Below are 21958 nucleotides of genomic sequence, written 5' to 3'. Positions count from 1 at the left end.
AGGAATGGGGAGATTTTTTGACTGAAAAACCGAGACTGGTAATTATTGACGGGATGGCTTTACTTTTTCGGGCGTTCTATGCCACTGCTGTAACCGGACAGTTCATGTTTAATGATCGTGGAATGCCGACAAATGCTGTACAGGGATACCTCCGTCATCTGCTTCTTGCTATAGAATATCGCAGACCGACACATATAGCTGTATGCTGGGATATGAAGGAAAAGACTTTTCGTCACAACTTGTTTCAGGCGTACAAGGGAAACAGGGCAGCGCCACCTGTCGAACTGATTCCGCAGTTTGCACTGGCAAAACAAATGACAGAAGCCTTTCACATACCGAATATTGGTTTGAGCGGATATGAAGCAGATGACTGTATAGGAACGCTTGCAAAAAAATATCAGGAGATGGCAGATGTCTCCATTTTTACTGTTGACCGCGATTTACTTCAACTGTTGGATAATCACATTGGCGTTCATATCCTTCAAAAAGGGTACGGCCATTACAGAAGCTATACCTTCGACGCATTTTCGGATAAGTATGGTGTGACTCCGCGTCAGTTCATTGATGTAAAAGCGCTGATGGGAGACTCAAGCGATGGCTATCCCGGGGTACAGGGGATTGGAGAAAAAACAGCTTTCAAACTGATCCGTCAGTTCGGGAGTATCGACTCACTCCTTAATCAGCTGAATCTTCTGCCGAAAGGCCAGAGAAATAAAATCTCCACGAACCTGGACATGCTTCGGGTATCGAGAAAACTTGCAGAAATATATTGTAACGTACCCCTTTCCTTTACACTGGACAGGTCGCTTTATCAGGGAATTCCCGAACATTTTTTTGAACGTGTTTCCTCGCAGGGGATGAAACTCGTCCAATATGATTTGATTCGGATTAAAAGAAGGGAAGATAAAAACAGGGCAGTGAATTAATTTGTCAAATCTGGCATCAGACTGCTGCATTGTATGTTTTTCGCCTGGCATGGGTCATCTATGCCGGGCTTCTTTTATGGGTCGATGTCCCTTGTTCCTTTCTGGAGTCAATAAAGTGAAACTTCAATCAGTGGGGGGTTACTGCGGGATAAAAAAGGAAGTACCGAGCGATAACAACATTTTTCCTTTGAAAAAGTTTAATTATTTGACAAATTTTTAAGTTTTTGATGAAGGAGATGTCCGCTTATACAAAGAATTATTTAATTAAGTAATCCTGAATTATTCATAGCAGCTTATTTTCTATGGTTTAGGTGGTAATTTCGCAAAGGATTTTACAGATTTTTACTAAGCGAACAACTTAACGATGATTTTGAATGCCTGTTGGCCCGCATGGAACATGCGGACAGCCATTTTCTCGTTTTCAGGGCAGACGAATCCCGTCGTTTCCAACAGAAATTCTGAATTTTTTAAGATTGATGGTCTGGACACTATGCCAATGCCGGCAACCGATGGATTTGATCCAGCGTCTGCCGGAAGGCCTTTTGGTAAAGACAGTGACTGCAGAGTCGGAAAATGAGCGAACGGCCGGAATGAACGAGCCTGCCGGCAATCTTGATCAGGCGAAGGCGCACAGTATCCATACAAAGCCGCTTCTTTTTAGCGGATTTCGGCAGACAGAGCAGGCGAAACCCGGCTTCAATATTGCTTGCCAGCATACGAATCTGCAGTTTCACCGCGTTGGCTTCAAAACGGGTGCTGCTCAGCTGATCAAAGGCAAAACCGTTCTTGCCTTCCTTGATCAGGTTTTCCATCGTGCCCCGGTTTTGATAGAATTTAATGACGCGTTTAGCGGGAAGGCTCATATTCGTGACAATAAAGGTCGGTTGGAAAAAGAGCTCACCTTCCGGGCGCTCCAGTTTCACAACAACTCGCCGGGCCTGATCCCAGGAAGCCGCCTGGTACTGAAATTCACGATAAAACACGACTGGAGAACCGACTGGCATGGCGTGCTTTTTCTGACGGGCTTCCACAAGCCGCTGTGCTTTTTCAGCCAACCGGGGGTTGGCCTTCAAACGGATGGCGTAAAAAACCTCTTTTTCCTCACACAAGCTGTACAGCCCGGGAACGGCGAAGCCACTGTCTCCCCGGACGGCCAGATCCTGTCCGGGATTGAGCGAGCGATAGTGTGCCAGCACCGGACGGATAAAATCGACGACACCACGGGAGGTGTAGACATTGCCGGAACGTAGTTCGGCTTTCAGGCAGTAGCCGGTCAGCGAGTCAAACAGGAGAAGCGGATGGTAGCCGGTGTCCTGGTAATGGGCATTGTAGGCCGCGCCTTCCTGATGCCCGGCGGTCTCAAAATTGGCTGAATCCACGTCAAGCACTACCTGCTGACTGGGCCTGAGGGCATAGAGTCGATCCAGGTAAGCTTGATTGACGGCTTCCAGCGATTGAACGGTGTCGGCATCCACGCGTTGATTAAAGCGGGACAGCCGCGGTTGGGAAGCCAGGTGCTTCTTCTCAAGCAGGGTCGTAAATATGGGATCTGTTCCCAACTCATCGGCCTGGTCGTCGGTGTGATAGCCAGCCAGGTGCTGATAGATTTTCTGAATCACCACCTTTGGGTTGGTGTGCCTGGCATGAGTGACCGGATCGTTCACGTACAGTTTTTCCTGGATCAACTCACTGAGGCCAGTCTTTTCATCGAATTCTCGATAAAGTAATAAGCCGGAATCGGAAGAAAGCGCGCCGCCTGAGAAACTGGCTTTAATCTTTTTATTGAAGTGGAACGTTGATTCCTTTACACTGGACATATGAGGAGCCCCCTGTATGTTTGGTTTCGCTTAACTTAATCATACAAGGAATGAGCTCCTTTTTCATTCCCTTTTTTCACTTTTCAGGTGAAAAGTGAAAATCGCTGTAAACCTTGGTGGCTCAACGACAAGCAAAGTTCATACCGCGGGCCATGAATATTCTAGGGTAATTTATCTCATACAGAGGTGTGGACAAATGATAACTGTTGAAAATAAGCCGCCATCATATCCAAACGATATTGATCTCTATTTGTTTCATGAAGGCACCCTGCATGAAGGCTATAAAGTGTTTGGCGCACACTATGAGAAAAACGGAGATGTGGAAGGATTTCGTTTCACCGTCTGGGCACCGAACGCCAAATTGGTTTCAGTAGCTGGTGATTTCAACCAGTGGAATGCGGAGAAAACCCCACTGAAACCTGTTGCCGGTTCCGGAGTCTGGACAGGTTTTGTCGAGGGGATGGGAGAAGGAGAAAAATATAAATATGCCCTGAAGCCTGGATCCGGCCCTGCTTTTTTTAAAGCTGATCCTTATGCATTCTTTGCGGAAACCCGGCCGAACACGGCTTCTGTGACGACCAGACTGGACCATTATAAATGGACAGACCAAAAATGGATCAGATTAAGAGAAAAATCAGATCTCTTTCACAAACCGATGGTCATTTATGAATGCCATCCCGGATCGTGGAAGAAAAAAGCAGACGGCAGTTTCCTGACATACAGGGAACTTGCGGATGAACTGGTTAATTATGTGGCTGAACATGGCTTTACACATATTGAACTGATGCCGATCATGGAGCATCCATATGACCGTTCATGGGGATACCAGATTACTGGATATTTTGCACCAACCAGCCGTTTTGGCCGTCCGGAGGATTTTATGTATTTTGTAGACACCTGCCATAACCACGGTATCGGTGTCATCCTCGACTGGACACCCGCTCATTTTTGCCGGGACAGCCATGGACTCGGTAAGTTCGACGGGACAGCGCTGTACGAACCGGCGGATCCGCTACTTGCAGACAGACCGCAGTGGGGAACTTATAACTTTGACTTTAACAAGAAAGAAGTAGAGAGCTTCCTTATTTCAAATGCCCGTTTCTGGCTGGATGTTTATCATGTGGAAGGATTCAGAATGGATGCCGTCTCCTCCATGATTTACCTGAATCATAACCATGATCTTCCCTGTGAATTAAAAAACAGGTTTGGCGGTGAAGAGAATCTTGAAGCCATTGATTTTATTAAAAAACTGAATACGTCAGTTTTTGCCAGATTCCCACATGCTCTGATGACTGCAGAGGAAGCAACAGATTATCCGCTTGTCACTTCACCAGTAGATTCAGGTGGACTGGGCTTTAATTTTAAGTGGAATATGGGCTGGGTACATGACATCCTCAAGTACATGCAGCTTGATCCCGATGAGAGAAAAAATCATCATCAGCTGATTACTTTTTCCATGCTGTATGCTTACTCGGAAAATTTCATCCTTTCTTTTTCGCATGATGAACTGGTTTATGGTAAAAAATCGCTTCTGAATAAAATGCCGGGGGACATGTGGCAGAAGTTTGCCAGTCTGCGCGTCCTCTATGGTTTGTTTATGACTCATCCTGGGAAGAAGCTGTTATTTATGGGCAGTGAATTCGCACAGTTTGATGAATGGAAAGACCTCGAACAGCTGGACTGGAACCTTTTTGATTATGCGACCCATCGCGCTTTTAACCATTATTCAACAGCGCTGAATACATTTTACAGCGAAAATTCCTGCTTATGGCGTCTTGATGTTGAGGAAGAGGGTTTTGAATGGATTGATCCGGATGATTCAGAACAGAGTATCATCAGTTTTATCAGAAAAGGAAAGCGTAAAGGAGATTACTGCCTGATCATCTGCAATTTCACGCCCAGGGTGTATCAGAACTTTCGAATCGGTGTTCCGTCACAGGGACCGTTTCTTGAAATGTTCAACAGTGACAGAAAAGTATTCGGAGGATCAGATCAATACAATGAGGGTCCGGTACCCGTTGAGGAAGTACCGTTTCATCATCGTCCATACAGCATGCGCATTACGGTACCACCACTTGGCATGGCGATTTTCATGAAACAGACTAAAAAAAGAAACAGGATGCTGAAAGAATTGGAAAAATAAAATATTTCGGCCTGTTACAGAATGGGAAGGAAACGCGAGATGAATATTTTATTTGCAGCTTCTGAATGTGCCCCTTTTTTCAAAACCGGAGGATTGGGTGACGTCGTTGCTGCACTGCCGAAAGCCCTGCAACGTAAGAATCTGCATGTTGATGTGATCCTGCCGAAATATGAAGATATGCCAGTCAGATTCAAAAAAGAGCTGACCTTTTTACAGCATATTGAAGTGCCTGTTGGCTGGAGACGGCAGTACTGCGGAATTGAATACCTGAATAAGGATGGCATACGGTACTATTTTCTTGATAATGAATATTACTTTAAGCGGCACGGCTGTTATGGATATGACGATGACGGGGAAAGATTTGCCTTTTTCTCCCGGGCTGTACTGGAGGCTCTTCCGCATCTGGACAAACGGCCGGATGTACTCCACTGCCACGACTGGCAGACAGGACCGATATGTGCGCTGCTGAAAAGTGAATGCTTTCGTTCTGATTTGTATTATGAGAACATCCGTACGATATTTACCATTCACAACCTCAAATATCAGGGTATCTATCCAAGATCTGTTCTCTATGATCTGTTGGGGTTAAATGACCAGTTCTTTACAATAAAAGGTCTGGAATTTTATGGATGTGTCAGTTATATGAAAGCAGGGCTGGCTTACGCAGATTGTCTGACAACCGTAAGCAGGACTTACGCCATGGAAATTCAAACTCCCTATTATGGAGAGAAACTGGACGGCTTTCTGAGGTCAAGAAGTGATGCCCTGCACGGGATCTGCAACGGTATCGATCTGGAATCGTATAATCCAGTGACGGATCCTCACCTTTTCGCACATTACAGGGATGCAGAAGGGAAAAAGGCCAACAAACAGGTGCTTCAAAAAAAACTGCATTTAATGGATCACGCAAACATTCCAATGATCGGCATGATCACACGGCTGACAGAGCAGAAGGGGGCAGATCTCGTCCTGCGCGTTTTTCACGAAATCATGGCGCTCAATGTCCAGTTTGTTTTGCTTGGTACCGGAGATCCGCGATACGAAGCCGCATTTCGTTATCTCTGTTCTCAATACCCTGGAAACGCTTCTGCAAATATCTTTTTTGATGAAGGACTGGCGTGTCAGATCTATGCATCTTCCGATTTGTTTCTCATGCCGTCAAAATTCGAGCCCTGCGGCATTGGTCAGCTGCTTGCCCTGAGATATGGAAGTCTGCCGCTCGTCAGGGAAACAGGCGGACTGAAAGATACCGTCCAGCCGTACAATGAATACGATGATTCCGGTTACGGATTCAGTTTTTCAAATTATAATGCGCACGATATGTTGTTCACCATCAAACGCGCAGTGAATTTTTATCAAAAGGACAGGGCTCTCTGGAGGAGTCTGACAAACCGTGCCATGCGGCTTGATTTTGGCTGGGAAACTTCAGCAGCATCCTATAAAAATCTTTATGAATCTTTATTTGATCATTGACTGAAGCAGGGCATTTCTGAATTAGGCACGCTTATAAAATATTTCAGAAATTTATTATAATATATATATTTCATCCCTATTTTTGTAATATAATTAAAATGTAGAAAATTTTATCCGATCCGGTTCATATTCCGGGCTTTCAGCACTTCCCGCAAAAAAATCAGTGTAAGCGGTTGCCTGCTTTGGTTTTCACAATCACGGGAGACAACATAAATTTCAGCAATAAAGATGAAGATACCCGGATGAGTTAGATCATATGATGAATAATGATCAACAAAGCAGGCAAAGGAGGTGGAAGGAAAAAGGCTGGAAATTACCTTTTTCCATTGACGATGAAAGACGAAATGATTGCAATGATTCTGGCAGGTGGTCAGGGTTCAAGGCTGGGGAAACTAACCCGTACGATTGCTAAGCCGGCAATACCATTCGGTGGAAAATACCGGATTATTGACTTTTCACTCAGCAACTGTTCCAATTCAGGAATTCACACGGTCGGTGTGGTTACCCAGTATCAGCCACTTGAGTTAAACGATCATATCGGCAATGGTTCACACTGGGGGCTTGACCGCAGAGATGGTGGTGTGACCATCCTGCAGCCTCATTCCAGTCTGGACGGAGAAAAATGGTTTCAGGGGACAGCACATGCCATCTACCAGAATCTTTCATATATCGACAGTCACCAGCCCACCTATCTTCTGATCCTTTCAGGTGATCATATTTATAAGATGGATTACGAACTGATGCTGAACTTTCATAAAAACAAGAAAGCGACGGCAACCGTGGCTGTGATCAGGGTTCCTGCGGAAGACGCGACGCGCTTTGGTATTATGAATACGGATAATACGGACAGAATTATTGATTTCGATGAGAAACCGGAAAAGCCGAAAAGTAATCTTGCATCGATGGGGATTTATATTTTCAACTGGGAGGTTCTGCGCCGCTACCTGATGGAAAGTCACGCAACAGGACAAAACATGAATGATTTTGCAAAAAACGTCATTCCTTCTTTCCTGGCAAACGGGGAAAATGTTTTTGCCTACTCGTTTGAAGGCTACTGGAAAGATGTTGGAACAGTTGACAGTCTCTGGGGTGCAAATATGGCTTTCATTAATCCGGAACATGAACTGAATATCCGTGATAAATCATGGCGCATCTATTCGAAGAATCCTCTTGCCCCGCCGCACTATCTGACCAGAGATTCCAAAGTGCGGGAATCTCTGATCGTTGATGGATGCTATGTTGCCGGTGAGGTGCAGCATTCTATCATATCTCAGAATGTGAAAATCGGAGCGAACAGTATCATCAGGGATTCAATCATTATGGCCAATTCGGTGATTGGAAAAAATGTAACAATTGACCATGCGATAGTCGGTGAGCACGCTGTATTTGCTGATAACGCTCAGTTAATCAGTGATGATGGCATTGAGGTTGTCGGTTATAACGAAGTTGTGGGGGGCCTTTCTGATGAGGAAGAATAAAATCTGCGGCATTATCAATCTGACTGAATCAAGAGAAACGATGTATCCGCTGACCCGGACACGCCCGGTCGCCAGTCTTCCGTTCTGCAGCAGATACCGGCTGATTGACTTTCCCCTGTCCAATATGACGACGGCCGGAATAGAATCGGTTGGAATTTTTCTGAACGACAGCCAGCGTTCTGTATACGACCATGTACGCAGCGGGAAAGAATGGGGGCTCGACAGCATTCACGGCGGGTTGTTCTTTTTTTCATCCATTTCAGCCCGAAAAGGTTCCGGGCTTTCGCTAAGTGCAGGTGGTGACATCTTTAATTACTTTAGAAACATTGAATTCATTGAAAAATCAGGTGCAGAATATGCTGTAGTTATGGGCACAGGGACGCTGTGCAATATTGATGTTCAGGCGATCCTGAGAAATCATATCGCACAGGGAGCAGATATGACCGTCGTTTATCAATCCGCAAACCAGGACACTGACCTTGATCAATATATGTCCTGTCTGACGATTGGTGAAGACGGTCTGGTCAGGAAACTGAAATCCTGCACATTGCGTGGCAGCGAAGAAAAGCTGCTGGTTAATATGGAGATTTATCTGCTGAAAAGCTCCCTGCTCATGCGACTGATTCGAAATGCTGTTGCTGAAAATGAATATTGTAATTTAAGCGATGTACTGCATCAGGCTATGATCAGATTGCCGACCAACGGGTTTGAGTATACGGGTTATCTGAAAATCATCAATTCTATTAAGAGCTTTTATGATGCAAACATGGATATGCTTCGGGATGCTAATCTGACAGCACTGCTGAAGGGAAGTCAGCCAATTCATACGAAAGTGAAGAATGAGGCACCGACTTACTATGCAGCAAGTTGTGAAGCCAGTGATTCATTAATCGCTAATGGATGTATGGTGAAAGGAGATATTAATCATTCTGTCATATTCCGTAACGTGTCCATAGAAAAAAACGCCTTAGTTGAAAACTCTGTGATTATGCAGGGCAGTTATATTGGTCCTGGTGCAGAACTTCGAAATGTGATTCTCGATAAACAGGTCCGAATTGAACCCAATACAAAACTGATCGGTACAACTGATGAACCCGTTGTTATCGAAAAGAATTCTGTAATCAGCCGCATCATGGAAGAAAAGGAACACATGCAGAGTCACCTGTCTACTGCTCAAAGCCATAATTCTTCTTTTTTTTCCTAAATACCTGCCAGGCTTAACAAATTGGTATGGCATGGATGTACCCTCAGGAAACCATTCAAAATGGCATCCGGCTTTCGTTCACATATAAAAAGGACAGAACAGCATACTATAAATGCCCGCAGAACGGGTTAAGATACACCTGTAAACTATCTTAAGGAAAAAATGCATCGTATCAGCCAGCACCAGACCCGGCTGGATCATTGACCTTCCAAGGACGGGAAATAAATATGGACCTATCAAAAAGAAAATTCAAGGAAGATTTCAAGCGAACGCTGACGGATCTCTATTCAATGGATATAAATGATTCATCTGTGACCGAACAGTATTTTGCACTCGGCAATCTCGTCCGCGCCTATTGTTCAAGAAACTGGAATAAAACAAATCAAAAATATCTCGATAAGGAACAAAAGCAAATTTACTATTTTTCAATGGAATTTTTACTTGGACGGATGTTAAAAAGCAATCTTCTGAATCTAGGCATTCTCCAGACCGTTCGATCCGGCCTGGAAGAACTCGGTCTTAATCTGGAAAAGATTGCGCAGACCGAACCCGATCCCGGTCTTGGAAATGGCGGACTGGGCCGACTTGCCGCCTGTTTTATTGATTCGATTGCAACATGCGGAATCCCGGGCCATGGAAATGGGATTCGTTTCAAATATGGCCTCTTTAAGCAGAAATTTATCAATGGCTACCAGGTGGAACTTCCGGAAAATTGGCTGCAGAATGGAAATGTCTGGGAAACACGTCGACTGAATATGGCTGTGACGGTCAGCTTCTATGGACACGTCTGGATGGAAGAGACCCGCAGTGGCTATCTGATCCCGCACTATGAACACGATCAGCGTGTCCTTGCGGTTCCGTATGATATACCCGTGATTGGGTACGACAATGACACAGTAAATACGCTGAGACTCTGGTCAGCTGAGATGCCGCCTCAGGATGAGAGCAGTGATTACTGGTCCTACCTGAATCAGCAGGAACGGATTGAAAGTATTTCCGAAGTTCTTTATCCCGATGACTCCAACTATGAAGGGCGTTTATTACGACTGAAACAGGAATACTTCTTTGTTTCCGCAGGTGTTCAGAGTATTGTCCGGCATTATCAGAAGATGGGGTTAACAATGAATCATCTTGCTGAGAAGGCAGGGATTCATATAAACGATACACACCCCGCACTATGTGTTCCGGAACTCATGCGGATTCTCCTCGATGATGAGAAGATGGACTGGGAACATGCCTGGAACATCACAATCCATGTTATGAGCTATACGAATCACACGATTATGTCAGAAGCCCTTGAGAAGTGGCCCGTTGATATGATCAAAACGTTAATCCCGAGAGTTTATCAGATTATAGAGGAAATCGATCGCCGCTATGTTCAGAAGATGCTTACCCTCTATGACCGGGATCTCGTCGAACGTACGCGGATTATTGAGGGTCATCATGTGAAAATGGCCAATCTGGCGATCATCGGCAGCCATAGCATTAATGGTGTAGCTAAAATGCATACAGCAATACTTAAAGAAAAAGTCCTGCATGATTTCTTTATCATCTATCCTTCACGATTCAACAATAAGACGAATGGGATCACGCAGCGGCGATGGCTGATGCTGGCAAACGAACCACTCAGTAAACTGATCAGCAGAAAGATAGGCAGCGACTGGGAGAAAATACCCACAGAGCTGAAAATGCTGAAGGCTTACCGGAATGATGAGATGACCCTCCAGGAGCTGGCGCATATTAAACGGATCAATAAGAAGAGATTCGCCAATTATATCCTGGAAACCATGAAGATCAAAATCAGCCCGGATGCCATTTTTGATGTACAAATTAAGAGGTTGCATGCGTATAAAAGGCAATTGCTGAATTTAATGCACATCCTCTATTTGTACTTTCAGCTGAAAGATAACCCGAAAGCCGATATCTATCCAAGGGTCTTTATATTTGGAGCAAAAGCGGCACCGAGTTACACCTATGCAAAAGAAATTATCAAACTAATTAATTCTGCAGCTGATCTGATCAACAATGACCCGGCAATCAACGGAAAACTAAAAATTGTCTTTGTAGAAAACTATGGTGTGTCGCTTGCCGAACGGATCATCCCCGCGTCTGACGTCAGCGAGCAGATCTCTCTTGCTTCAAAGGAAGCATCGGGAACAAGCAACATGAAACTGATGCTTAACGGGGCCGTAACTCTGGCCACACTGGATGGAGCAAATGTGGAGATACGGGATCGTGTAGGTCCGGATAACATTGTTATTTTTGGCCTGACCGAGCAGGAAGTTTTTCAATACTATGCGGACGGATCCTATCATTCGTCGCATTATTATGAAAAAAATCCAGCCATCCGACGGATTCTGAACGCACTGACAGATGGTACCATTCCTGGAATCCGTCAGGAGGGACAGGACATATTTGATTCACTGGTGAAGTATGGAGATGAATTTTTTGTTTTAAGGGATTTTGATTCTTATGTGCATGCTCAGAAAAAAATTGATCGCCTGTACCGTGACCCGCTTACATGGCAGAGAATGGCTCTGATCAATATTGCCGGAGCCGGCGTCTTTTCGTCAGATTATACGGTTCGTCAGTATGCCAGCGACATCTGGGATGTTTAGCTGTTTGACTTTTCAAAACAGTATGATGGGAAGAAAGCAGGATCCGGATGATGACGGGGAGTGGGATGACAGTTGGATTCACGTCGTATTTATTTTAATTCCTGGTCGGAAACATACCGAAAACCGTTTGGAACAGTTCAAATCGGACAGTCTGTTCATTTTGCCATTGATGTGCCCCTGGCTGAAGTAGAGCATGTCTTTCTGGTGATTAAGAAGGATGGGCTTGATTTTCAGCATGTAGAAATGAAGCTGGATTCTGAAAACCCCTTCCGATTTCAGATATCATTTTCTACCGACGCACCAGCTGGTCTCTATTTTTACCATTTCCAAATAGAGTACAGGAATGAAAAGGGAACCCGTAAAACTGTGTATTACGCAAAATCTGCTGACAACTTCGGCGGCGAAGGACGGGAACTGGATGATCCATCTGCCCTTCAGCAGTATCAGCTGACGACCTGTTCCCGCTATGATCCTGCACCGGAATGGTATACCCACGGGGTTATCTATCATATTTTCGTCGACCGCTTTAATAACGGGAATCGCCATCACAGAATTGATCATCCGAAGAAAAATTCCTTTATTTATGCAACAGAAGAAGATTCGCCTTATTATATCCGAAACAGCAAGGGGGAAATTGTGCGCTGGGATTTTTTTGGCGGGAATCTGTCGGGCATCATAGAAAAGCTTCATACATTGCGCACACTCGGGATTACCATCCTTTATTTAAGTCCTGTTTTTGAGGCAAGCAGTAATCATAAATACAATACCGGGGATTTTCGGAAAATTGATCCGATGTTCGGTTCGGAGAAAATATTTGAAAAACTCGTTGCGAAAGCCGGCAGGATGGGGATACACATTATACTGGATGGCGTATTCAACCATGTCGGTGCGGACAGTGTGTATTTCAACAAATTTGGTCATTATGGAACAGGCGGAGCTTATCGTGATCGCAGCTCCCCTTATTATGGCTGGTTTACATTTCTTCACTATCCTGATCGTTATGAAAGCTGGTGGAATATCGATGATCTTCCATCCATTGACCATAATAACGAAAGTTTCCGTCAATTTATTTATAAGTCTGACGAAAGTGTCATTGATCGCTGGACGAGAATCGGTATAGGCGGCTGGCGGCTTGATGTTGCAGACGAATTGCCCGATGATTTTATAACCGGGATACGACATGCACTGGATCGATATAACAGACCCGGAGAAGAGAAGGTACTTATCGGTGAAGTCTGGGAGGATGCATCAAATAAACTGGCCTATGGCAAAAGGCGGCATTATCTTGAAGGTGGTGCACTGCATGGCGTAATGAATTATCCTTTTCGTACGCTGATTATTGATCTTCTCCTTGGCAGGATCACTGCCCGTCATGCCGTCAGAGCAAGTTTTACCTTAAAATCAAACTATCCACGTGCTGCATTTTTCTCTAATATGAACAATATCGGTACTCATGATACGGAACGGATCCTGAGTGTACTTGGTGGCAATAAACAGAAATTGAAGATCGCAGTCTGGATGCTTATGACTCTTCCTGGAGTGCCGTGCATTTACTATGGAGATGAAGCCGGACTCACGGGTGGAAAAGATCCGGACAATCGACGTTTCTTCCCCTGGGGACGTGAAAACAAAGAAATAGAAACTTTCTTTCGAGCTGCAATACGGGCACGCAGGACAGATGAAAATTTGCAAACCGGAGATTATTTTCCCTTTTCTGCCGGAAATCTGTTTGGATTCATCAGAGCCAGGAGTAGATTTACCTATACCGTTTTGATTTTCAATCCTGCTGAAAAGGTCCAGATGTTTTCTCTGGATAAAGTGCATGATGAGACAGGCGGTGATCGAATCAGACAAATGATCGGGTATCTTTTTAAGAGCCCGTTTGATCTGCTCCCGTTGCAATTTGTCAAAAAAGAGGCAAAGAACGTTAAACCGTCAAAAAAGTAAGTGCTCCTATTTCTGAATCTGTATGCTCATAATTGCTTCATGATCCTGTCGCAGGGGGAAAAGACAAGCTGCTGTATTCATCTCGTGTAAAATTTTTCAATATTTATTGAAATTGGCACTCTTTTTTGTGCTATGATTAAGATACACAAAAAAACAGAGCTGTACTGTACAAGAGACCCGTGCAGGGGAGGACCGGATAGGGGTTCTCTTACCGGCAAAAAGCCGGAACAGTATCTGTGATATACCAAAATCCAGGAGGAGTTTACATGTCAGAATCTTATGTGTATTATCAGGGAAGATTGTCAAAGAAGACGATGTTAAAATCAGCGTCCGCAGTAAGGCATTTAACTATGGACTGGGTGTTTTTGAAGGCATCCGCGCATACTGGGATGACAAAAGCGAACAGCTTTATGGATTTAAGCTCAGGGAACATTATGAGAGACTGAAACAATCTGCCAAAACGGTTAACCTGAATTTCGATCTGACTGTTGATGATCTGATCAAAGGAACCGTGGAACTTCTGAAAGCAAATAACTGTCGCACGACTACATATGTCCGCCCGATTGTATACAATGACGCACAGGATATTGGACCCACTCTTGACGGTAAAGATGTCAAGGTTGTGATCTATACCCAGCCATTAAATAAGTATGCCGGCAAGCCGGAGCTGAGTGTTGGCGTTACCTCATGGAAAAGGATCTCCAATAACCAGCTCCCACCGCGTACCAAAGCTACCGCAGCTTATATGAACTCTGCACTGGCTGCACTTGAAACAAAAAGCGCCGGATTCGATGAAGCGATCTTCCTGACGAATGGCGACCATGTCTGTGAGGGATCCGGTGAAAATATCTTCATCTTTCGGAAGGGTAAACTGGTTACACCACCACCTGCAGACAATATCCTTGAAGGAATCACCCGTGATCTTGTTATGAAACTGGCTAAGGAAGAACTCGGGCTTGAAGTTGATGAACGGAGTATCTCCAGATCTGAGCTGTATGTTGCAGATGAAGTCTTCTTCAGCGGTACTGCCATGGAGGTCACACCGATTGTTGAAGTCGATCACCGAACGATTGGAACAGGCCATGAAGGTGATGTCTGCAAAAAGATTAAAGAGTTATTCTTTGGCCTGACAACAGGAAATAACCCAAAATACGCTGAATCATGCACACCTGTTTACGATAAATAATTCGTTTATATTTGTTTAGCATTAATGGAGCCGAAGCGACTGATCAATCGCTTCGGCTTTTTTTTCGCACAAAAGTTCATCATGATATAGATTTTAAATTATGGTGTAAACGTAACTCTGGCTCAACTGGTACTGACTGAGCCAGCTTTTCCTGATATCTTTATTTTGCCTGGGTAATCCGTTCTTTCAACAGGATGAAAAACAGGATCAGGCCGCCTGACAGAATAATATGCCCCATACCGGCAATGCCGGCGATAGCCGGACCGGATAGACCTCCTGCGGCAGTGATCGTGCCATGAACAGCAAGGAGTGCCACTGTCCATATGACGCCAATATTATAGACCCAGTAAAATGCAGTGAACAGTTTACTCTTTGATAAACAAAATTGCTTCTCAAGCAAAATAAGGATCAGGAAGAAAAACATCCCGAGAACCAGAAGATGCGTATGCAGGACTGACAGCATGGTTTTACCTGTAAATCCGGTTATTTTTGTCACTTCACGATAATATATGCCGGCTATGAGTCCCGCAATCATATAACCAAGTGCAGTATAATAGAGCCTTTTCATCATATCCCTCCAGGTGATATGTATTTTCGACCTGTTTTATTATAGCCTGAAATTCTCGCATGGGAAAAGAAAACGTATCCGGTGGAGGTAATGATGCCCCGGGTTAAAGTTAAAGCGCCCCTGAACAGAGGCTATTCTATGCATTGAGTCTTATGATACACTAATAATGACAAAATGCAGGATTGGAAAGCGAGGAAAAATATGACACTGACGGTTCATCAACTGACGAAACAGTTCCAGACGTTTACCGCCGTAAATAAACTGACCTTCGAAGCGGAAAGTGGTAAAATTTTTGGATTAATCGGACAAAACGGGGCAGGAAAAACAACGACATTCCGGATGATCCTCGGCCTGCTGACTCCGACATCGGGACAATCAAATGGAATGGTCAGTCTGTTCATGCCCTGAACAGGAATATCATAGGTTATCTGCCTGAAGAACGGGGCTTATATCCAAAAATGCCGGTAGAAGACCAGCTGATGTTTTTTGGCAGGTTACGTGGGAAGGATAAGTCGACACTAAAAGATGAAATTGCCTATTGGCTGGATCGTTTTGACCTGACAGATAAGCGAAAGGCCGCAACTGAAACATTGTCCAAGGGAAATCAGCAAAAAGTCCAGCTGATCGGAAGCCTGATTCATAAACCGTCTCTCCTCATACTGGATGAGCCATTCAGCGGGCTTGATCCGGTCAATGCAGGTTTGTTAAAGTCGGCCATCATCGATGCGAAAAATGAAGGGGCAACGATCATTTTTTCAAGCCACCGTATGGATCATGTGGAAGAGCTGTGTGACCATATCTGTCTTCTGAAGCACGGTGTTTCCCTTTTCAGCGGCCCGCTTCGAGAGTTGAAGGCACAGTTTGGAAAAATAAACCTGACCCTGCGCGGGCCATTTACCGCCGAGCAACTATCCGTATTACCGGGTGTCCTGTCTGTATCCCGGGAGCAAGACATGTTCCGCCTGCTTCTTTCAGGGAAGAGAACGCACCGGAGATCTTTCGACAGGTGACAAAAGATGGCTTTATTGAGAAGTTCAGCCTTGATTATCTGTCCCTTGAGGAAATTTTTACACGGAAGGTGGGTGACCCCCATGAATAAATTCCTTGTTCTTTTTTCACAATCCTACCTGAGTAAACTGAAGGCAAAATCTTTTCTAATCACGACACTGATCATGCTGCTTGCCATTTTTGCCGCATTCATGTGGCCAACAATCAGCAGCTGGTTATCTTCCAATAACAAAGCTGTCAAAATTGTAATTGTCGATCAGACCCGTTTGAACACGGCTGCATTTTTCAAAAGTGATAATCATTTGAAATTCAAAAACTTTACGGGTACGCTGGATCAGGCAGATCAAAGTGTGAAAAAGAAAAAAGCGGACGGGGTGCTTCTGCTGGATCAGAATGCATCCGGTCAGCTTACAGCACAAATACGTACTGCGGATACAGCCCTTGAGCTTAATGATCAGCAACAACTCGATCATTATGTTCAAAATGTCAATCAATTGTTTACCATCAAACAGATGAACCTGACCAATGAGCAGGCCCAGCGCATTCTTTCCTCCCACCTGACACTCGATCAGCACACGATGAACACGCAGCAGGAAGGAAAGTCTGCAGACAGCAAGACGAAGGCTACGCTGATCTCATATGGCATTGCATTCTTAATATATCTGTTTGTTCTGTCCTATCTTTCAATGATTTCTTCTGAGATTGCGGCAGAAAAAGACACAAGGATTATGGAAATCATCATATCAAGTTCATCCCCTCTCATACATTTACTCTCAAGAGTTACAGGAATTCTTTCCCTGGCATTTACCCAGATCATCGTGCTGGCCGGTGCTGCCCTGATCATGGCAAAAACGATGAACCACGGGGAATACTGGAACAGTGTGCAATCCTTTTTTTCTAATGTTTCAGCTGCCTATTTCATTTATGCGATCCTGTTCTTCGTGCTTGCCTGCGTCCTTTACACCCTCATTGGGGCCGTACTGGGCTCGCTTGTCAATAAAGTACAGGATGTAGGTCAGGCCATCATGCCGGTCACTTTCGCATTAATGATTGGTTTTTTTATCGCGATCAGCGGGATGAACAACCCGGATACACTCCTGATAAAAGTCAGTTCGTACATTCCGTTTATTTCATCGATGATTATGCCGATGCGGATCGGCGCAACGGACATGGGGCTTTGGGAGGCAGCGGTCTCATTGATCCTCCTGGCGGCAACGATCATCTGGCTGTTCCTCTTCAGCCTGCGCTTTTATAAGGGTTCTGTGCTGACCTACACCTCAGGCTCGTTTCTTAAAAAGATGAAACAGGCACTTTCACTTTCCAAATAATTTTGTAATCAGGGTGGAAAACCGGAGAGGTCTCCCGCTCTTTCAAGACTTTAGGAAGCATTAAATTTTTATGGGGAAAGGCTGCAAAAAAAAATAAACCTGCCGGCGGCGCCTGCGACTTGCCAGCCGGCAGGTTTTTCTTCATTTTACTTATTCTTAATGGAAACATAAAGGGTGTTCGTTTGCCGGCTAATGAAACCATATTTGGACAGAAAACGTAATAAGTGTTAAAGTTACGAAGTATAGACTTAGGTCGATAACATATGATCACAAGGACATGAAGCCTTGACGCTTTCAGATACAGTTTGGATCGACAGAAGGGGAGAACATGAATGAAACTGGCAATTGACGCAATGGGCGGAGATAACGCACCCGGAGCGATTGTTGAAGGGACAGTTCGGGCAGCAGAAGCTTTTCCGGATCTGGAATTTATACTGGTAGGTGACCGGACCAGAATTGAACCTCTTCTCAGCGAACATCGTCATATAGACATTCTTCATACAACAGAAAAAATCGAAGGGACGGATGCTCCGGTAAGGGCTGTACGCAGCAAAAAGCAGGCATCAATGGTTCTTGCCGTGCAGGAGGTCAGAGAAAAGCGTTGCGCAGCCGCCATTTCAGCAGGGAATACAGGCGCACTTATGGCTTCAGGACTGTTCGGTGTAGGACGTATCAAAGGAATTGACCGTCCGGCACTGGCACCGACTCTTCCAACGATTCACGAGAACAAAGGATTTCTCTTTCTGGATGTTGGGGCTAATGCGGAAACAAAGCCGGAAAATATGTTGCAATATGCCTTGATGGGGTCGATTTATGCGGAAAAAATTATGCATCGTTCGAATCCGCGAATTGGCCTTCTGAACATCGGTGAAGAACCGGGAAAGGGCAATGAGCTGACCAAAAAAGCTTATCAGTTATTAAGCGAAGCACCTGTCAATTTTATTGGCAACGTGGAGTCACGGGAACTTTTGCAAGGACCCGCAGATGTAATCGTTGCCGATGGCTTTTCCGGCAATCTGGTTCTGAAAAGCATTGAAGGCACTGCAATGTCTCTGATCAACTTACTGAAAGAAACACTTGGCGGATCACTTTACACGAAGGTATTAACCGGACTGATGTATGGAAAACTGAAGTCAATCAAAAATCGTATGGATTACTCAGCTTATGGTGGCGCGCTGCTCTTCGGACTGTCGGCTCCTGTCATTAAAGTCCACGGTGCAGCAAAAAGTGAAGCGGTATTTACTGCAATTAAACAGGCTAAACTGCTTGTTGAAGAAGATGTTGTAGGGATCATTGAAGAGACGATCCATGATAAGGATCACACATGGCTGAACAGTAAGGTTTAATATTTATCTGTAAAACGGCTCCCCGGAATATCGGAGAGCCGTTTGCATCACGTGATAAATTCATTCCCATAAATAAGGGGTTGTCTGATAGACATAATAATTCAACCAGTTTGAGAAAAAGAGATGGGCGTGGGCACGCCAGGTATTTAACGGTTGACGGGATGGATCATCATTTGGAAAATAGTGTTGCGGCAATTTCGGATTCAGCCCTCTCTTCCGGTCTCGTTTATATTCCATTGCAAGCGTGTCCGTCTCATATTCCAGATGCCCTGTAATCATGATTTGTCTGCCACCGTCTCCCATCAGAATTAAAGCACCGGCTTCTTCAGAGGATGAAAGCACTCTGACTTCAGGATGTGCCTTCAGGTCAGACAGATTCAGACCGGTATAACGGGAGTGGGGGGCATTGTAAACCTGATCAAATCCGCGGAGCAGCTTTTCGTACCTGTCATTTACAGTATGCCTGTAAATACCGCTCAGTTTTTCGGGAAGAAGCACCTTATGAATACCATAATGATAATAAAGGGCGGCCTGTGCACCCCAGCAAATATTTAAGGTAGATGTGACGTGAGTGTCAGACCAGTCCATAATTTCTTTCAGTTCATCCCAGTAATCAACCTCCGAAAAAGGCAGCTTTTCGACGGGAGCTCCGGTAATAATCAGTCCATCAAATTTTCTGTTCTTCACTTTGCTGAAAACCGTGTAAAACTGATCAAGATGCAGATGGCTGGTATGTTTTGATTCGTGTGTGGCCGTCCGCATAAATGTAATATTAACCTGTAATGGCGTATTACCGAGAAGTCTGAGTAATTGTGCTTCTTCACGCTGTTTTTCAGGCATTAAATTCAGGATCAATATATTTAAAGGACGGATGTCCTGAGTAACCGCACGATCTTCATCCATGATAAAGATATTTTCATTTTTAAGGATTGTTCTTGCCGGCAGCATCTTCGGGATTTTAATAGGCACAATAATCAGTTCTCCTCATGGTTAACTTGGTATTATGTTTATTATATTATTTTTGCTTTCGGGTATCCAGCAATAATCAATAATCTATCATAAAAATAACAAAGTTTATCCTCAAATAATTCAGTAGGACTCCCGGATATATCAGCTGGATTGCGTCATATTTCAGCCGTGGCCAGGAATTCAGCCAAATGCCACTGGTTATCAGCCGACTCCCTGGATAATTCAGCGGGAATCTCGGATAAATCAGCCGGTATGCACTTTATTTCAGCCGGGGAGTGGAATTCAGCCAAATGCCACGAGTTATCAGCCGATTCCCAGGATAATTCAGCGGGGCTCCCGGATAATTCAGCCGGTATGCGCCTTATATCAGCCGGGGCCAGGAATTCAGCCAGTTACCACGGGTTATCAGCCGATTCCCAGGATAATTCAGCGGGAATCCCGGATATATCAGCCGGATTACGTCATATATCAGCCGGGGCCAGGAATTCAGCCAGTTACACAGTTTTATTTTTATTGATTTTCTGAGATTATTCAGATTAAAGAAAGAATATCCAGAAAATTCTATGTCAGATTATCTAACATAAATGATGACTATGAGACTATAAATAATTATTATGGATGTTAAGAGTTGTTAGAAATCATAGATAAAAAGAGGCTTTACCAGATGGTTATTAAGGGGGGTGAATGTACATAGAAATATCAGATATTTAATATTACTTAATGTTTTATAAAAAGAGGAGGGACAACATGAAACTAAAGAGAATTATTCCACTTTTGGCAGTATTGTCACTAATTGTCGGGCTGCTCTCTGCCTGTGGCGGTTCTGGTTCCGGAAGCTCCGGAAAAACAGTTATTAAGATTGCATCACAGTCACCTCTTTCAGGACCGAGCGCAACGCTCGGTGAAGCGATTAAGAATGGTGCACAGCTGGCCATTGATGATCAGAAGAAGGCATTCGCCGATAAGGGGTTTGATCTTCAGCTGGCGCAATATGATGACCAGGCAGACCCTAAGAAGGGCGTTGCCAATGCCCAGCTGATTACATCCGACAAATCGATTCTTGCCGTTGTCGGACATCTGAACTCCGGTGTGGCTATTCCTTCTTCTGAGGTTTATGAAAAAAATAATCTGGCCATGGTCTCCCGGGAACCACAGCAACGATCGTTACTGACCGTAAACTGAAAACTGTAAACCGTATCTGTGCCCGTGACGATTTTCAGGGTCCTGCCGGTGCAAACTATGCGGTAAATACACTGAAGGCTAAAAAGATCTTTGTCATACAGGACAAGACAGCTTATGGTTCAGGACTGGCAAAGGAATTCCGAAAACAGGCTGAAAAGCTCGGTGCCCAAATTGTAGGTTATGAAGGTATTACCCCTGGTGAAAAGGACTTTAACGGTGTAATCGGGCAGGCTGTATCCAAAAAACCTGATCTGATTTACTTCGGTGGTGTCTATTCTGAAGGCGGTCTGATTGTCAAGCAGGCACGTGAAAAAGGACTGGATATCCCGATTATGGGCGGTGACGGTATGGACTCTTCATCAACCGTTCAGATAGCCGGTGAAGCCGTTAAGGGTGTCTATCTGACCTCTGTTGCCGGAGACGTAACAAAGACAGACGAGGGCCAGAAATTTGCTGAGAAATACAAGGACAAATTTAAAAAGGATATTGAATCCTACTCAGCATACGGTTACGATTCTGCTGCTGTTATCCTTCAGGGCCTGATGGACGCGATTAAAGCGAATGACGGTAAACTCCCTACCCGTGCAGATGTTACTAAAGCCATTCGCGGTGTCAAAAATTATGACGGCGTAACGACGAAAGTTACATTTGATGAGAAGGGTGATAACAAGTACGCTAAAGTGTATATTTATAACTTTGAAGAACAGAAATATCCACCGGTTCAGAAGGCTGAAATCGGTCAGTAAAAACAACTCTTGCACACAC

General features: G+C 44.5%; 13 protein-coding genes and 2 pseudogenes. 12 read left to right on the top strand and 3 right to left on the bottom strand.

The window, feature by feature from the left end; translation table 11 throughout:
• Nucleotides 1-17 precede the first annotated feature (17 nt).
• Nucleotides 18-926: a 5'-3' exonuclease gene (locus tag ABNN70_RS11430; protein ID WP_353947866.1), complete on the top strand. Its 909-nt coding sequence runs from the start codon at nucleotides 18-20 to the stop codon at nucleotides 924-926.
• Between the two features lie 488 nt (nucleotides 927-1414).
• Here ABNN70_RS11430 and ABNN70_RS11425 read toward each other — a convergent pair whose 3' ends face one another.
• Nucleotides 1415-2743, bottom strand: a complete 1329-nt coding sequence (locus tag ABNN70_RS11425) for an IS1380 family transposase (protein WP_353947865.1) — start codon at nucleotides 2741-2743, stop codon at nucleotides 1415-1417.
• Nucleotides 2744-2939: 196 nt separating this feature from the next.
• Here ABNN70_RS11425 and glgB point away from each other — a divergent pair, with 196 nt between their 5' ends.
• The 7 genes from glgB to ABNN70_RS11390 all read left to right on the top strand — a co-directional run bounded on the left by glgB (nucleotide 2940) and on the right by ABNN70_RS11390 (nucleotide 14792).
• Nucleotides 2940-4886, top strand: coding sequence for a 1,4-alpha-glucan branching protein GlgB (glgB, locus tag ABNN70_RS11420; protein WP_353947864.1), 1947 nt, complete (start codon nucleotides 2940-2942; stop codon nucleotides 4884-4886).
• A gap of 39 nt (nucleotides 4887-4925) precedes the next feature.
• On the top strand, nucleotides 4926-6359 hold the full coding sequence (glgA, locus tag ABNN70_RS11415; protein ID WP_353947863.1) for a glycogen synthase GlgA: 1434 nt from the start codon (nucleotides 4926-4928) through the stop codon (nucleotides 6357-6359).
• 344 nt (nucleotides 6360-6703) lie between these two features.
• Complete coding sequence (locus tag ABNN70_RS11410) at nucleotides 6704-7837, top strand: glucose-1-phosphate adenylyltransferase (protein WP_353947862.1); 1134 nt, start codon at nucleotides 6704-6706, stop codon at nucleotides 7835-7837.
• Nucleotides 7824-9041, top strand: a complete 1218-nt coding sequence (gene glgD / locus ABNN70_RS11405; protein ID WP_353947861.1) for a glucose-1-phosphate adenylyltransferase subunit GlgD — start codon at nucleotides 7824-7826, stop codon at nucleotides 9039-9041. The genes ABNN70_RS11410 and glgD overlap by 14 nt, the downstream gene beginning before the upstream one ends.
• Nucleotides 9042-9268: 227 nt before the next feature.
• Entirely contained in the window at nucleotides 9269-11659 is a 2391-nt protein-coding gene (locus ABNN70_RS11400; RefSeq protein ID WP_353947860.1) for a glycogen/starch/alpha-glucan phosphorylase, read from the top strand.
• Between the two features lie 72 nt (nucleotides 11660-11731).
• Nucleotides 11732-13606 carry a glycoside hydrolase family 13 protein gene (locus tag ABNN70_RS11395; RefSeq protein WP_353947859.1) on the top strand — a complete coding sequence of 625 codons (1875 nt, stop codon included), beginning with the start codon at nucleotides 11732-11734 and terminating at the stop codon, nucleotides 13604-13606.
• A 196-nt stretch (nucleotides 13607-13802) separates the two neighbouring features.
• Nucleotides 13803-14792, top strand: coding sequence for a branched-chain amino acid transaminase (locus tag ABNN70_RS11390; protein WP_353949424.1), 990 nt, complete (start codon nucleotides 13803-13805; stop codon nucleotides 14790-14792).
• 160 nt (nucleotides 14793-14952) lie between these two features.
• Here ABNN70_RS11390 and ABNN70_RS11385 read toward each other — a convergent pair whose 3' ends face one another.
• Nucleotides 14953-15360 (bottom strand): DUF2871 domain-containing protein, encoded by a 408-nt coding sequence (locus tag ABNN70_RS11385; RefSeq protein ID WP_353947858.1) that lies wholly within the window; start codon nucleotides 15358-15360, stop codon nucleotides 14953-14955.
• A gap of 201 nt (nucleotides 15361-15561) precedes the next feature.
• Here ABNN70_RS11385 and ABNN70_RS11380 point away from each other — a divergent pair.
• The 3 genes and pseudogenes from ABNN70_RS11380 (at nucleotide 15562) to plsX (ending at nucleotide 19042) form a co-directional block, all read left to right on the top strand.
• Nucleotides 15562-16459, top strand: a pseudogene (locus tag ABNN70_RS11380) (ABC transporter ATP-binding protein).
• Nucleotides 16452-17696: an ABC transporter permease gene (locus ABNN70_RS11375; protein ID WP_353947857.1), complete on the top strand. Its 1245-nt coding sequence runs from the start codon at nucleotides 16452-16454 to the stop codon at nucleotides 17694-17696. The pseudogene ABNN70_RS11380 and the gene ABNN70_RS11375 overlap by 8 nt, the downstream one beginning before the upstream one ends.
• 332 nt (nucleotides 17697-18028) lie before the next feature.
• Nucleotides 18029-19042 carry a phosphate acyltransferase PlsX gene (gene plsX, locus ABNN70_RS11370; RefSeq protein ID WP_353947856.1) on the top strand — a complete coding sequence of 338 codons (1014 nt, stop codon included), beginning with the start codon at nucleotides 18029-18031 and terminating at the stop codon, nucleotides 19040-19042.
• A gap of 60 nt (nucleotides 19043-19102) precedes the next feature.
• Here the strand turns inward: plsX and metA are convergent, their stop codons facing one another.
• On the bottom strand, nucleotides 19103-20011 hold the full coding sequence (gene metA, locus ABNN70_RS11365) for a homoserine O-succinyltransferase (RefSeq protein WP_353947855.1): 909 nt from the start codon (nucleotides 20009-20011) through the stop codon (nucleotides 19103-19105).
• A 747-nt stretch (nucleotides 20012-20758) separates the two neighbouring features.
• Between metA and ABNN70_RS11360 the strand changes: the two are divergent.
• Nucleotides 20759-21939 (top strand): annotated as a pseudogene (locus ABNN70_RS11360) (branched-chain amino acid ABC transporter substrate-binding protein).
• Nucleotides 21940-21958: the final 19 nt, after the last annotated feature.

Origin of the sequence: Sporolactobacillus sp. Y61 (assembly GCF_040529185.1) — a bacterium.
Lineage (GTDB): Bacteria > Bacillota > Bacilli > Bacillales > Sporolactobacillaceae > Sporolactobacillus.
Note: the sequence above shows the minus strand (reverse complement) of the source record. Positions and strands in the feature narration are given on the sequence as shown.

Bases quoted from the DNA above. Each gene is read 5' to 3' on its own strand.
- ABNN70_RS11425 (WP_353947865.1), bottom strand. From the start codon at position 2,743: ATGTCCAGTGTAAAGGAATCAACGTTCCACTTCAATAAAAAGATTAAA.
- glgB (WP_353947864.1), top strand. From the start codon at position 2,940: ATGATAACTGTTGAAAATAAGCCGCCATCATATCCAAACGATATTGAT.
- glgA (WP_353947863.1), top strand. From the start codon at position 4,926: ATGAATATTTTATTTGCAGCTTCTGAATGTGCCCCTTTTTTCAAAACC.
- ABNN70_RS11410 (WP_353947862.1), top strand. From the start codon at position 6,704: ATGATTGCAATGATTCTGGCAGGTGGTCAGGGTTCAAGGCTGGGGAAA.
- glgD (WP_353947861.1), top strand. From the start codon at position 7,824: ATGAGGAAGAATAAAATCTGCGGCATTATCAATCTGACTGAATCAAGA.
- ABNN70_RS11400 (WP_353947860.1), top strand. From the start codon at position 9,269: ATGGACCTATCAAAAAGAAAATTCAAGGAAGATTTCAAGCGAACGCTG.
- ABNN70_RS11385 (WP_353947858.1), bottom strand. From the start codon at position 15,360: ATGAAAAGGCTCTATTATACTGCACTTGGTTATATGATTGCGGGACTC.
- ABNN70_RS11375 (WP_353947857.1), top strand. From the start codon at position 16,452: ATGAATAAATTCCTTGTTCTTTTTTCACAATCCTACCTGAGTAAACTG.
- plsX (WP_353947856.1), top strand. From the start codon at position 18,029: ATGAAACTGGCAATTGACGCAATGGGCGGAGATAACGCACCCGGAGCG.